Below are 12,966 nucleotides of genomic sequence, written 5' to 3'. Positions count from 1 at the left end.
ATTATGGCAAACAACAACGAGAAAACACGCTATAGCGATTCAGAATTACAAGAATTCAAAGATATTATCCTAGACAAGCTTAGAATAGCAAAAGAAGAGCTTTCCTCGTTGACCGCAACGCTTAATAACAGTAATGCTAATGGTACCGACGATACTGCTGGAACGTACAAAACATTGGAAGACGGTTCAGCTACTTTAGAAAAAGAGCAAACTAATCAATTGGCTGCTCGTCAAAAGAAATTTATCGACAACCTTGAAGCAGCGTTGGTGCGCATCGAGAACAAAACGTATGGTATTTGTAGAGAGACCGGAAAACTGATTCAAAAAGAACGTTTGAAAGCTGTTCCACATACGACGCTAAGCATCGAAGCGAAAAACAAACAATATTAATTTTAGGCATTAAATATATGGTCTTTGCTTAGGCAAGGACCATTTTTATAACACAATGAAGGGTTATACAAAACCGATCGCACTTATTGTCGCGATTCTTTTATTAGATCAATTGTCGAAGATCTGGGTTAAGCTAACCATGACAATTGGACAAAGCCACCATGTATTGGGGAAATTTTTCCAGATTCATTTTATTGAAAATAATGGAATGGCTTACGGCATGGAATTTGGCGGCGATTATGGCAAATTGTTTTTGACAGTATTTCGCATTCTTGCCGTAGCGGGCATTGGATACGGCCTACATTACATGATCAAGAATAAATATAATCGAGGCTTTATCTTAAATGTAGCCTTAATTCTTGCTGGTGCGCTTGGAAATATCATCGATTCTGCTTTTTACGGTGTCATCTTTAGTGAAAGTACCTGGTATGATAAAGCGAGTCTGTTTCCGGCAGGAGGAGGATACTCATCCTTTCTTCATGGAAAAGTAGTCGATATGCTTTATTTCCCATTAATTCAAGGCAACTTCCCTTCTTGGGTGCCCTTTTGGGGCGGTGAAGAGTTCCTCTTCTTCCGACCCGTATTCAACATTGCCGACTCGGCAATATCTGTTGGGGTGGTTTTGATCCTGTTATTTCAAAAACGGTATTTTAAAACAGAAAAAGAAGAGAAATCCAGCATCCACAGTGAAATCGTTGAAGATTAACGAAATATCCCTAAAAGCCTTGTTAATCTCAAGGCTTTTATTTTTATATAGATAATACCTGAAACTAATTAAACATCGCTATTAAAATGAAAAACATCAGCTTACTTCTGATACTCTGCTGCCTAATGGGAATCAAAACGGCGCAAGCACAACAGATTGAAGTTTCAAACTTAAAAAAACATATCTACTTCCTCGCCGATGATAAAATGCAGGGACGGGGAACAGGCAGTAAGGAAGTATTCAAAGCTGCAGATTATATTGAAAAGGAATTCAAAAAATACAAGCTTGAGCCTAAAGGTGAAAGAGGGTACCGTCAATCCTTCAAAGCCAAAGTCTGGAAAGTAAAAGTTGCAGACAGCATTCGCAATGCAGATAATATCATTGGATATATTGACAACGGCGCTGACTTAACAGTTGTTATAGGCGCACATTATGATCACTTGGGAACAGGTCGTCAAGGAAGCTCAAAAGATTCCTTAGGAGTAGGTAAAATACACAATGGAGCCGACGATAATGCATCTGGTACGGCCGGCCTATTGGAACTTGCACGTTACTTCAGTAGCAACAATGAAAAAGAACCTTACAACTTGCTGTTTATTGCTTTCGGAGCGGAAGAATTAGGATTAGTTGGTTCCAAATATTTTACAGAACACCCTACCCTACCCCTAGACAAAATCACAGCGATGCTCAATATGGATATGATTGGTCGCTATAATCCTAGCAATGGCCTTGCTGTAATTGGTTATGGAACAAGTAGCCAATGGCCAGTGGTATTTAAAGATATCCAGGCACCTATAAAATTTAACCTAAGCCGGGATGGGAATGGCGGCTCTGACCAAACTTCATTTTACAAAAAGAATATACCCGTATTGTTTTTCCATACGGGCGGACACCCAGACTACCATATGCCGACCGATGATGCAGATAAAATTGATTATAACGCATTAAAGTGTATTTTGGATCTAGAAAAAACTGTAATTGAAAATATCATGAAACAATCCCGTAAAATGGATTTTATATGGACCAATTAAAACAAATAAAAAAGCGGATTCACGTCTAGCGAAATGTGACAATTTAACTTTTTGCCTGAACGAATGCTACATTACAAATAGATAGGCCGCTTCGTAGAAATACACGAATAAACTAAACAGCGTACTTAAGCCCCTCCAAACGAGTCTTGATAAACAGCTGCTTGGATATCATTTAATTATTGTTGATGAAAAAAATTCTAGTGACAGGATCCAATGGATTCCTTGGCCAAAAGGTGGTTGATTTACTGGCTAAAAATGTCCAATATGATGTTGTTGCCATTTCAAAAGGACCAAACCGCAATCCGAATCAAGCGGATTATGCTTTTTTTCAGGTAGACTTATTGGACCGTAATCAATTAACAGATTTTTTGTCTGCACAAACTTTCGATGCAATCGTTCATACTGCAGCTATGACGAGTGTAGAAGCTTGTGATGCAGATCGAACCGCATGTCAATCGCTTAACGTCGATCTCGTAGCCTTTCTGGCTTCCTATTGTACTACACATCAGACCCAATTGGTCCACTTATCTACGGACTTTGTATTTGATGGCAAAAAAAATGCGCCTTATGATGAATCAGATCTTCCCAATCCACAAAGTGAATATGGGAAAAGTAAATACGCCTCCGAACAAGTGCTTGTAAAATCGGGCTGTCATTATGCTATCCTTCGCACCATATTAGTCTATGGGATCAATGCTGACCCCAATCGTTCGAATCTCGTATTATGGGCCAAAAGTAAGTTGTCGCAAAATGAACCCATAAAAGTAGTCAATGACCAATGGAGAATGCCTACCTTTGTGGATGATTTAGCTAATGCTTGCCAACTCGCGATTGACCGAAAAGCGCAGGGAATATTTCATATTTCAGGAGCAGAATTAATGTCGATCAGTGAGGCTGTCTACAAAATTGCGGACTATTGGCAGCTAGACAAAGGATTGATTTCGGAGATCAGTGCTGCCAGCATTGGACAGGCGGAAAACAGGCCACGGCAGACAGGCTTTGATCTGACTAAATCTAACGCTGAATTGGGTTATGTGCCGACATCATTTATGGATGCCTTGGCAATCATAGATAATCAATTCAAAACGTTTGGAAGATAATGACAAATAATGATATGATAGAAAAATTTGCGCGAGAGTCATACACTGAGATGAACGAATTGGTATTACCCAACGACACAAATACTTTTGGGAATTTGATGGGTGGCCGTTTATTATACTGGATGGATATCTGTTCGGCTATTGCTGCTCAAAAACACTGCAGCAATGTCGTCGTAACAGTATCAGTGGACAATGTATCTTTTAAGCGCTCCATTAAACTCGGTGAGGTCGTCACGATACAAGCTCAGGTAACGCGTGCATTTAATAGTTCTTTGGAGGTACGCATGGAAATTTTCGCTTCTAATTTACCGGAAGGCACCCGTGTAAAAACCAACGAAGCGTATTATACCTTTGTTGCAGTTGATGCGGATAACAACCCAAAAGCGGTGCCTGTTTTAATTCCGGAAACAGAGTCAGAACACAAAGCATACGAAGATGCATTACAACGAAGAGAATTACGTCTTATTCTCGCGGGGAAATTAAAGCCTGAAAATGCAAAAAAATTACAAGCATTGGTCAGTCTCTTTAGCCAAAAGAACTGATGCCTAACTTTGATTGTTCAGTTCACATACTGTTTGAAAAAGGCAAAAAGGGAAAACGATCGTTTTCCCTTTTTGCATTATATCAACATATAATAGCCTGATTTATTCGAGGTACCTTAATTGTTACCAAGCGCTAAAATCCGATCAAATTCTTCTGGCTTCAAAGGCATGACAGACAAACGTCCTTGTCTGACCAAAGCAATATCCTGCAACTGCTCGTCGGCCTTAATGGTTTCCAACGTAACGGATTTCTTCAGCGTCTCAACAGGTTCCAGGTCCACAACAACCCAACGCTCATCATCTGTTGTGGGATCTTGATAAAATTCCTTGACGACTTTGGCCACGCCCACAACTTCTTTTCCTTCATTGCTATGGTAGAACAGGACCAGATCCCCTTCTTTCATCGCTTTGATATTATTCCTAGCTTGATAATTGCGAACACCGTCCCAGAAGGTGCGTCCATCTTTATTAAATTGCTCCCAGCTATATTTAAATGGTTCAGATTTTACTAAGAAGTATTGCATGGTGAAATTTCTGTTAAGCGTTAAAAACTATTGTTGTGGCATTAAAACTTCCATTTTATCTGCAAAATGCGCACAATAATCGCGCAAGTCGCCAATAACTTTTTCAGCCATCGGATCACCGCCTGAAGAACGGATAAAAGAGTCGCCCAATGTTTGAAGCGTTTCATAGAAAAAACGTTTCATCTCATCGTAGGGCATATCTTTAGTCCAAAGGTCAATACGCATTGAATTTTTATAATGTGAATCCCATAGGGCTAAAAACATCGCTTTTGCAGGTAATTCCTCCGCGTTATTTCCATCTGTAGAAGACCACATGATATTTTCAGGTACGTTGTTTTCATCTAACTCTACCTGTAATTTTATTTCAGCTTTTTTCATTTTAATATTATTGAGCTATTTATTTTGAGCTATGTTTTTTGAAACAGGAACTATATTTACCATCGATTCACAACCTAACCCATCTTTATTTTTAATTTTACCTCTTACCCAAAGGTTACTTTGACAATTAAACTGGTGACACAAACGACGGCCAAAAATGCCAATTGTAATAACCACATTTTTTTATTTGGCTTTACAAAGACCCTAAATACAATATCAATGACGGTCAATATCAACAACAATAAGATAAATGCGCCCCAAGTAAATAAGGCCTTTTCATCATTGTGGTTTTCCATAATAAACCAGGCAACAAGGGATGCACTAGCGATATTTAGTGGTGTAAAGCGCACAATAAATTAACGTTTTTTAAAATTACGATTTGTTCCTCCCGATTTTCCGCCTGCAGACTTACTTTTACTTTTTGCTTTTGGTTTAAATCCAGAAGCTCGTTGTGCCTCCCGCACTTCTTTCTGTTTGATAACGTATTTCTTTTCGTGAAAAGCGCCTTGAAAATCTGGATCATCTTTTCGTTTTTGATTGTCAATCTCGCGCGCGATGTCTTGTTTTTCATGAAAAGGTGTTTTCTCTATAAAGACTTCTTCTGGGATTGGATATACAGGTATACTTTGCTTGATTAACTTTTCTATTTTGCGAACGTAATATTTCTCAGCCTCATTACAAAACGTAATGGCATCACCTTCATTAAAAGCGCGTCCAGTACGTCCAATACGATGCACATAATCTTCTATAACAATAGGTACTTCAAAGTTGATCACATGGCTTACATTAGAAACGTCTAGTCCACGCGCCGCCACATCCGTTGCGACTAAAATACGAATATTACCTTCCTTAAACGCATTGATGGAGTTGATACGTGTATTCTGACCTTTATTGGCATGGATAACACGAACCTCATCTTTACCGTATTTACGTTCCAAAAAGTGGAAGACATTGTCTGCTACCTGCTTGGTTTTACAGAAAACAATCAGTCGACTAAACGCTTCATCATCTTTCAGAAGATGCTGAAGTAAATTCAATTTTGTCTTTTGGTTGGGAACGACATATAGCGCCTGACTTACCGTCTTTGCTGGTGTAGCTTGTTCGGACACCTCAATAATGGTAGGAAACGCCAAGAAATCACCTGCTATTTTCCGCACAAGTTCACTCATGGTAGCCGAAAACAATAAGTTCTGCCGTTTCCGGGGTACGATTTCCAGAACACGATGAATCTTACTAATGAAACCCATATCCATCATCTTATCGGCCTCATCCAAGACCAAAAATTTTAGTGATTTGACACCAATATGCCCTTCCAGGTACAAGTCCAAAAATCGACCTGGTGTTGCAACGATAATATCCACTCCTTTTTCGAGTGCTTCTATTTGAGTTTTTGGCCCTAATCCACCATAAAGTACCACTGATCGTAAATCAAGATAAGTAGAAAATAGTTTAATATTTTCTTCGATCTGCATGGCCAATTCTCTCGTTGGTGTTAAAATCAAAGCACGCGCATCATTTCCTTGCGCATACTTTAGCTTCATCAGCATCGGCAACACAAATGCCGCCGTCTTTCCAGTTCCCGTTTGAGCGATTCCCATCACATCCTGTCCGGCCAATATTGGTGTAATTGCCTTTTCTTGGATTTCGGTCGGCTGTTGATACCCAGCCTCCGCTATCGCATTTAAGATCTGTTTATTGAATTTAAAATTTTCAAATGATTGCTGCATCTTGCAAAGATAAGGAAAAGAGTCCATTTGGTTTTCCTCACCGATCAATACGGCACACATTTACTTTTAATTGACATAAAAATTGGTGAAAAGCACATTATAAAGTCTAATATTTTGGTTTTTAAGAGAATTAAAGCATTTTTGTAGGGTATAAACAAACTTTTTATCAGGTTGATATGAAAAAATTATGGATGTGTTTGTTGTTCATCACAACAAGCTTTACTGCATTTGCCGACGAAGGGATGTGGTTTTTAATGTATTTGAAGCGTCTGAATGAGTCAGATATGCAAAAAAAAGGACTTCGTTTAAGTGCCGAAGAAATCTACAGCATTAACCACTCTAGTCTAAAAGATGCAATTGTACAATTTAACGGCGGCTGTACAGCAGAAATCGTTTCAGACCAAGGCTTAGTATTTACCAACCACCATTGTGGATATGGCGCCATTGCTGAACTATCTACGCCAGAAAATGATCATTTGACAAATGGCTTTTGGGCGAAATCCAAATCTGAGGAGCTAAAGCCAAAATCTTTGTCGGTTCGCTTTTTTGTTCGTATGGATGATGTTTCAAAACGAATCTTAGGTTTGGTGAACAACAAAATGTCTGAAGATGAGCGAAAAAAAATCATTGCTGCTGAAATTGCCAAAATTCAAAAAGAGAATAGCGAAAATGGCAAGTATGTAGTTGAAGTAAAATCGTTCTACCAAGGCAACGAGTACTATTATTTTGTATACCAAGATTACAATGACGTTCGGTTAGTAGGAACTCCTCCAAATAGCATCGGAAAATTTGGTGGTGATACCGATAACTGGGAATGGCCACGTCATACTGGTGACTTCTCAATTTTCCGTGTCTACGCTGATAAGAATGGTAATCCTGCAGAATATGCACAAGACAATGTTCCTTTGAAGCCTAAGCATTTCCTACCTGTCAGCTTAAAAGGTGTTCAAGAAGGAGATTTTGCAATGATTTTAGGTTACCCAGGTCGTACAAACCGTTGGATGCCTTCAGGAGGGATCAACCAAAATGTAAAATTCGCTTATCCAGCTTGGGTAGAAGCGTCTAAAACCGGTATGGATGCCATGAAAAAATTCATGGATCAAGACCAAGCTGTCAAATTGAACTACGCGTCTAAATACTCTCAAGTAGCAAATTACTGGAAAAATCGTCAAGGGATGATTGACGCTTTGACATTACATAAAACAGCGGAAGCAAAAGCAAAAGACGAAGCGAAATTTGACAAATGGGCAAATAAAACTGCAAACAAAGCCGAATATGGAGATGTCATCACGACAATCAATGAGTTCTATGCAGCAACGAACGATAAGGCTAGACACGACAACTATTTGATGGGCATGTTGCGTTCCAGTGCGATTGCTGCTCTTCCATATTCAATCGGATCTGGATTAGAAGTATATGCTGCTGGGGACGAAGCGCAAAGGAATGCAATTCTCCCACGTTTAAAATCTGCAATAGAGGCAGGTTACGAAAAGATTTACATGCCTCTTGAAGAGCAAGTATTAATTGACGAATTGAACCTTTATGCTAAAAAGGCTGGAAATATAGCGCCATATATTGCTGAATTGGCTGCAAAAAATAATGGCGACTTTACGGCTTTTGTTAAAGAATCGGTGAAGAACAGCATCTTCGCTTCGGCTGAACGTCTGAACAATTACTTGGAAACTCCTAATGCTGAAATCTTAGCGAATGATCCATTATATAAACTTTCTTCAGCATTACTCAACCGATACCGTCAAGTAGATCCTAGCTGGAAAATGCAAGACGACAAATTTGAAGGTGCTTATCGTAAATATGTTGCTGGTGTATTGGCTTCGAATCCAAAAGGAAAATTCTATCCGGATGCGAACAGTACTTTACGGTTAACTTACGGCTCGATAAAAGGCTTACCAAGCGATCCGCGTAACGATGCTGATAAGAACTTCTACACGACATTAAAAGGCACCATTGCGAAGTACAAAAAAGGTGACGAAGAGTTTGATTTACCGCAACGTCTGATTGACCTGTATAATAATAAGGACTATGGCCGCTATGCAGACAAAAAGGGATATTTACCAGTAAACTTCCTAAGTGACAACGATATAACAGGAGGAAACTCCGGTTCACCCGTAATAAATGGCAATGGCGAATTAATTGGCCTAGCTTTTGATGGTAATATTGAAGCAATGGCTGGAGATGTTATCTTTGACCATAAGTTGCAACGTACAATTTCAGTTGATATTCGTTATGTATTATTTATTATCGATAAATTTGCAGGAGCAACCAACATTATTGACGAACTAAAGATTGTTGAATAGTTTTTTCAGCTTTTTCGATAAAAAAAAACGAAATTTATTTTCTATTTGATTCGTTTTTGTATATTTAAGGAGTGTTTAGGAAAAACCATAAAAACTAAAATTATAATTATAAAAAAATGGAAAACTACGTAAAATTAAAAGAGTTAGTAGCTTCTATCGAAGCTGATGCAGACAAGTTCTTCAACAATGGTAATTCTGCCGCTGGTACACGTGTACGTAAAGGATTACAAGAAATTAAAACTTTAGCACAAGAAATTCGTAACGAAGTTACTGCTAAGAAAAACGACGGAAAATAGTCTTTTTCGGAGTTAACATAAAAAAGGCCTTTCTAATGAAAGGCCTTTTTTTTTGGATGATTGGTGAAACGTTGCATACGATCTTCCACTCATAAACTTTGATATCTTAATAATCTTCAAAAGGAGCCTGCGGTCCATCTTAGGTTTTTTCCGTCCATGTTTTTTACTTTGTATTAACAGGTTAGCTGACACAAATTTAATAGCACTCGATTCGATATTAGTCGCGAAGATATTTTTATTCTACTCGGAAATAGCTAAACGAAAAATTATTCCGGGTTATCACAGCAAAAACAAACAGCTCGTCAAGGGAAGAGCTGTTTGTTTTTGCTGCGAGTTACGAATACTCATTATATTATTGAAACAGAATTTTGGAATGTTTACAAATTACCAAGTTCCATAATAAATTGAACGGTTTCTTTATTCATGTGTTGCGATAGGACACTCGTCATTTGATCTGTCATCGCCTTTCGAGTCATCCGCTTCACCTTTGTATTCTCAAATTTCTTTTTATCCATCACAACCGTGTTACTAAATTCTACTTTCGTTGCAAAATAAGAGACATGCTGACTTGGTACCACTAAGCCTAAAATCATACCAGGGAGACCGTTGATAGATTCGGGACCGCCACTGATGGGGATTTCATTGCAATAATATCCAATAACATAAACAGAGTCAGGTGTAATCCCATTGGCTCTCCTACAATTGTAACTAGCGATTTCACGATACTCATCAGTGATTTTCCATTTGATACGCTTCATAGAATCTTGAACGATGATCTTTTCACCAACGATATCATTGTATCTTAAGAACGATCGGTTCACCATGTTTGAAAGTGTTGCCGCGTCGAAGTCTAACGCAAACATCATAATATACTGCTTTATCTCCGCGTCCAGGCTCTCATCTTTTAGCGATTCGAAAAACGTCTCCGTGGTATTGAATTTCATTGACTTCTTTAACACGGCACTTTCAGGTAGCCTAGGCACTATACGTTCAAAAAACTGTTTAGAATTTTCATCAGCCTTAGCGATGAATTTTTTATTGACGATATTCTTCATGTACATCGTTTTGTCGTAGGAAATAGTCCCAGCTCGTCCAAATAGCACGTACTGCGCTTTTAGACCTAGGGCAGAGCAACAGAAAAGGAGAAAAAAGATATATTTTAACATTGTATCTTGCTTAATATTTTATAAAAACATTTTTGTAAAATCCCATGATAGTTTAAGCATATAATATCTGCGTATCGTATCATATCGACGTTGCGTAAAGACTGAAGTCGATGCCGAACGACTAAAGCCCTTGTTTTGATTAAGAACATCGTTGATTGTAAAATCCAGCACCAATGATTCATTTTTAAGGAATTTCTTACTCACACCCGGATGCAACAAAAACTGCTCAAACTTCTCATCGAAAGCTTTGGTGGCCGCCTCGTAGGAATAGGTGTAATTGGTATAAACCTTAAATGTTTTGTTGAAAAAATACTCCACACTTCCGTTTGAGGAAAATACAAAACCATTACTGTTTGTATTACGCTCCAAACTTGATTTCATCAAACGGTACTGGGGACTAAGGTTCAGGTCAAAATTTAAACCTGTTTTGGTATCTCTTTTAAAATTATACGTAAAATTAAAGTTCGTGGTATTTACTTTATTCAATTGGTGATTGAACATATTATAGTTGTCACTCATATTTACATAAAACTGTGGCGAGTTGGAAAGGCCAAGTTTTTTGCTCAACTTAAAATAAACACCAGACCATACGTTCAGCGAAGTATTTGTCTTACCATCAACATTATTCCACGTATATGTGTTGATCCCGTTCAATGTATCAATATTTTGTGTTATCGGGTTCTTTTCGGTAGAAATATTACCACCGATATACATATAGTTTCCGGTCAGCACGCGAAATGAGTTATAATTCAGATTTAAGGAATTTTTAAATGACGGCTTTAAATTTTCATTCCCCAGATAACGATTAATCTGGTCGGAGTTATCTAATATCGGTTGGATCTGACTCAAGGAAGGCAATTGGTTTTTACCAGTATAGTTCAGCCATAACCCCTTACTTTTCGTAAAAGAATAGCCTGCACTTACATTTGGATTGTACGTAAAGTAACTTCTTGTAATCCCCTCGTCTGTATAGTTATTGAACTGTTTCAATTTATCATTATTAAAATTATTGGCCACAGTAAACTTAAACTTTTCACTTGTATGGACTATAGCAAATTTGTATCTGTTACTACTTCTATCGAAATCATAATTATTACTGAAACGACGATCGAGTTGAGTATAATCGCCATCATCATCTTTATTGAATGACTCCACAAGGGAACTACTGTTACTTTGCTCAATTCCTGTTCCAACCACAAGGTTCCAGCTATTGGTTAAGGGTTCAGTATAGGAAATTGAAGCACTTAGCACATTACTTGTATTGTTACGTACTTTACTTTGATCGGTCGTAGAATCTGTTTTTAGGCTATAATTTTTCAGGTCCGACTTTAAATGTCCAGTACCTTTCATCTCATTTCGTTTCCATTGACCATCAAATGTAAAGGAGCGTCCTTTTTTCTTGAACTTATGGGTGAAATAGGTACTCAAATCAAACTCATTAATGTTATTTTTAACCAATTCACTTGTACTTTCAGCAATGGTCGTATCTGCATTTTGACTAAACTGATACGCCTCACGCGTATTATTTGACCAAAGATTTTTTCTTGATGCTCCCCCCTTTATGGTTAAAAGGTTTAACGAATCTAATTTGAGATCATATTTCAGATTGGCACGATGCTGATCATTTTCAGAATCGACATTCTTCACCGATTTGTTATTGATCAAACCGGTCATAATCGTTTCATCATTTCCATCGCTACTCAATCTTCCATATTTATAGTTTATGTTGACTGTATGTTTGTCCTTATCAAATTTATCCGAGAAGTTAACGCCTGAATTTATGGCACGTGGCACACCGATAACTCCTTGTCCAGAAAAAGGGTCCGTAAAATTAGACCAGCTCATCGATCCGTCATCACCATAGGATACACCTGAATCACCACCATACTTTTGTGCATCCTGCCAATTCATACTGGTAGTACCATTATTACCAAAAAGACCGTAAACTGATATTTTTTGCGAGCCCTTAAACTTGTTCAACATCAATTGCCCCATATAGTAATCGTCGGTTCCACCGCCAAGAAGCGCTTTTCCGAACATACCATTTTTGGAACCTTCTTTTAGCTTTACATTGATCGTTTGCTCACGCTGACCGTCATCCACTCCTGTTCGCTCGGCCTGTTCCGATTTTTTCTCATAAACCTGAACTTTATCGACCATATCCGATCGGATATTGCGTGTTACCAACGTCGGATCATCGCCGAAAAATTCCTCGCCATCTACCAATACTTTTTTTACTGTTTTACCCTGTGCAGTAATTTTTCCAGATGCATCAACCGTGATACCAGGCAACGCTTTCAACAGGTCTTCAACCTTTGCATTCTTCTCCACTTTAAAACTGCCGGCATCATACTCAGTGGTATCCCCTTTGATGGTAATTGGGATACGGCCAGTAACAATAACTTCTTGTAATAATGTGGCTGTATTCGTTAGACCAATAGCCAATTTGGAATAGTCCACACCGGATTTGATCTCCGTATAAAAATCACCATACTTGGGATAACTCACAATGAGAATATAAGCTCCTGTATCAGGCTTGGTCAATGAAAACAGACCATTTTCATCCGATCGGGTAAAGCCGGTCAATATGGAATCTTTAGCAGTCAATAGCATGACTGTTGCGTCTGATAACTTTAGTTGCTCCTTTACATCACTTATTTTTCCAGCAATCTTGGATTGACCTGAAGCCAAACCAGGGATAGCAAAAATGAAAAACAAGAGCATTTGTAAAACTCTCTTCATAAAATTGTTGGATAGTAAATTAATATCAATATATCATTAGTAGATAAAA

General features: G+C 38.2%; 13 protein-coding genes. 7 read left to right on the top strand and 6 right to left on the bottom strand.

Annotated elements, in window-relative coordinates:
- Positions 1 to 3: 3 nt before the first annotated feature.
- The 5 genes from B2107_RS14850 to B2107_RS14830 all read left to right on the top strand — a co-directional run bounded on the left by B2107_RS14850 (position 4) and on the right by B2107_RS14830 (position 3,769).
- Positions 4 to 390, top strand: coding sequence for a TraR/DksA family transcriptional regulator (locus B2107_RS14850; RefSeq protein ID WP_046674049.1), 387 nt, complete (start codon positions 4 to 6; stop codon positions 388 to 390).
- 55 nt (positions 391 to 445) lie between these two features.
- Positions 446 to 1,096, top strand: coding sequence for a lipoprotein signal peptidase (locus tag B2107_RS14845; protein ID WP_293956454.1), 651 nt, complete (start codon positions 446 to 448; stop codon positions 1,094 to 1,096).
- A gap of 86 nt (positions 1,097 to 1,182) precedes the next feature.
- Positions 1,183 to 2,127 carry a M20/M25/M40 family metallo-hydrolase gene (locus B2107_RS14840; protein ID WP_293956453.1) on the top strand — a complete coding sequence of 315 codons (945 nt, stop codon included), beginning with the start codon at positions 1,183 to 1,185 and terminating at the stop codon, positions 2,125 to 2,127.
- Positions 2,128 to 2,312: 185 nt separating this feature from the next.
- Positions 2,313 to 3,227 carry an SDR family oxidoreductase gene (locus B2107_RS14835; protein ID WP_293956452.1) on the top strand — a complete coding sequence of 305 codons (915 nt, stop codon included), beginning with the start codon at positions 2,313 to 2,315 and terminating at the stop codon, positions 3,225 to 3,227.
- A gap of 14 nt (positions 3,228 to 3,241) precedes the next feature.
- Positions 3,242 to 3,769 carry an acyl-CoA thioesterase gene (locus B2107_RS14830; protein WP_293956522.1) on the top strand — a complete coding sequence of 176 codons (528 nt, stop codon included), beginning with the start codon at positions 3,242 to 3,244 and terminating at the stop codon, positions 3,767 to 3,769.
- A gap of 116 nt (positions 3,770 to 3,885) precedes the next feature.
- Here B2107_RS14830 and B2107_RS14825 read toward each other — a convergent pair whose 3' ends face one another.
- From B2107_RS14825 to B2107_RS14810, 4 genes are all read right to left on the bottom strand, one after another.
- Positions 3,886 to 4,293, bottom strand: a complete 408-nt coding sequence (locus B2107_RS14825; protein WP_293956451.1) for an EVE domain-containing protein — start codon at positions 4,291 to 4,293, stop codon at positions 3,886 to 3,888.
- 27 nt (positions 4,294 to 4,320) lie between these two features.
- A complete protein-coding gene (gene gldC, locus B2107_RS14820) occupies positions 4,321 to 4,671 on the bottom strand; it encodes a gliding motility protein GldC (RefSeq protein ID WP_088160288.1) in 351 nt (116 codons plus the stop codon).
- 104 nt (positions 4,672 to 4,775) lie between these two features.
- Positions 4,776 to 5,021, bottom strand: a complete 246-nt coding sequence (locus B2107_RS14815; protein WP_293956450.1) for a hypothetical protein — start codon at positions 5,019 to 5,021, stop codon at positions 4,776 to 4,778.
- A 6-nt stretch (positions 5,022 to 5,027) separates the two neighbouring features.
- Positions 5,028 to 6,398, bottom strand: a complete 1,371-nt coding sequence (locus B2107_RS14810) for a DEAD/DEAH box helicase (RefSeq protein WP_293956449.1) — start codon at positions 6,396 to 6,398, stop codon at positions 5,028 to 5,030.
- A gap of 176 nt (positions 6,399 to 6,574) precedes the next feature.
- Between B2107_RS14810 and B2107_RS14805 the strand changes: the two genes are divergently transcribed.
- Positions 6,575 to 8,713, top strand: a complete 2,139-nt coding sequence (locus B2107_RS14805) for a S46 family peptidase (RefSeq protein WP_293956448.1) — start codon at positions 6,575 to 6,577, stop codon at positions 8,711 to 8,713.
- 116 nt (positions 8,714 to 8,829) lie between these two features.
- Entirely contained in the window at positions 8,830 to 9,009 is a 180-nt protein-coding gene (locus B2107_RS14800; protein WP_046674057.1) for a hypothetical protein, read from the top strand.
- Between the two features lie 377 nt (positions 9,010 to 9,386).
- On the opposite strand, the gene B2107_RS14795 is transcribed toward B2107_RS14800, so the two are convergent.
- Both B2107_RS14795 and B2107_RS14790 read right to left on the bottom strand, forming a co-directional pair.
- Positions 9,387 to 10,175: a GLPGLI family protein gene (locus B2107_RS14795; protein ID WP_293956447.1), complete on the bottom strand. Its 789-nt coding sequence runs from the start codon at positions 10,173 to 10,175 to the stop codon at positions 9,387 to 9,389.
- An 18-nt stretch (positions 10,176 to 10,193) separates the two neighbouring features.
- A complete protein-coding gene (locus B2107_RS14790) occupies positions 10,194 to 12,917 on the bottom strand; it encodes an outer membrane beta-barrel protein (RefSeq protein WP_293956446.1) in 2,724 nt (907 codons plus the stop codon).
- Positions 12,918 to 12,966 lie beyond the last annotated feature (49 nt).

The organism is Sphingobacterium sp. UBA7855 (assembly GCA_002500745.1).
Classification (GTDB): domain Bacteria; phylum Bacteroidota; class Bacteroidia; order Sphingobacteriales; family Sphingobacteriaceae; genus Sphingobacterium.
This window is presented reverse-complemented; position numbering and strand designations above follow the sequence as displayed.

What these genes read in the sequence shown, in the direction of transcription:
- gldC (WP_088160288.1), bottom strand. Translation starts at nt 4,671, where the DNA reads ATGAAAAAAGCTGAAATAAAATTACAGGTAGAGTTAGATGAAAACAAC.
- B2107_RS14800 (WP_046674057.1), top strand. Translation starts at nt 8,830, where the DNA reads ATGGAAAACTACGTAAAATTAAAAGAGTTAGTAGCTTCTATCGAAGCT.
- B2107_RS14845 (WP_293956454.1), top strand. Translation starts at nt 446, where the DNA reads ATGAAGGGTTATACAAAACCGATCGCACTTATTGTCGCGATTCTTTTA.
- B2107_RS14805 (WP_293956448.1), top strand. Translation starts at nt 6,575, where the DNA reads ATGAAAAAATTATGGATGTGTTTGTTGTTCATCACAACAAGCTTTACT.
- B2107_RS14790 (WP_293956446.1), bottom strand. Translation starts at nt 12,917, where the DNA reads ATGAAGAGAGTTTTACAAATGCTCTTGTTTTTCATTTTTGCTATCCCT.
- B2107_RS14840 (WP_293956453.1), top strand. Translation starts at nt 1,183, where the DNA reads ATGAAAAACATCAGCTTACTTCTGATACTCTGCTGCCTAATGGGAATC.
- B2107_RS14830 (WP_293956522.1), top strand. Translation starts at nt 3,242, where the DNA reads ATGATAGAAAAATTTGCGCGAGAGTCATACACTGAGATGAACGAATTG.
- B2107_RS14795 (WP_293956447.1), bottom strand. Translation starts at nt 10,175, where the DNA reads ATGTTAAAATATATCTTTTTTCTCCTTTTCTGTTGCTCTGCCCTAGGT.
- B2107_RS14850 (WP_046674049.1), top strand. Translation starts at nt 4, where the DNA reads ATGGCAAACAACAACGAGAAAACACGCTATAGCGATTCAGAATTACAA.
- B2107_RS14810 (WP_293956449.1), bottom strand. Translation starts at nt 6,398, where the DNA reads ATGCAGCAATCATTTGAAAATTTTAAATTCAATAAACAGATCTTAAAT.
- B2107_RS14825 (WP_293956451.1), bottom strand. Translation starts at nt 4,293, where the DNA reads ATGCAATACTTCTTAGTAAAATCTGAACCATTTAAATATAGCTGGGAG.
- B2107_RS14835 (WP_293956452.1), top strand. Translation starts at nt 2,313, where the DNA reads ATGAAAAAAATTCTAGTGACAGGATCCAATGGATTCCTTGGCCAAAAG.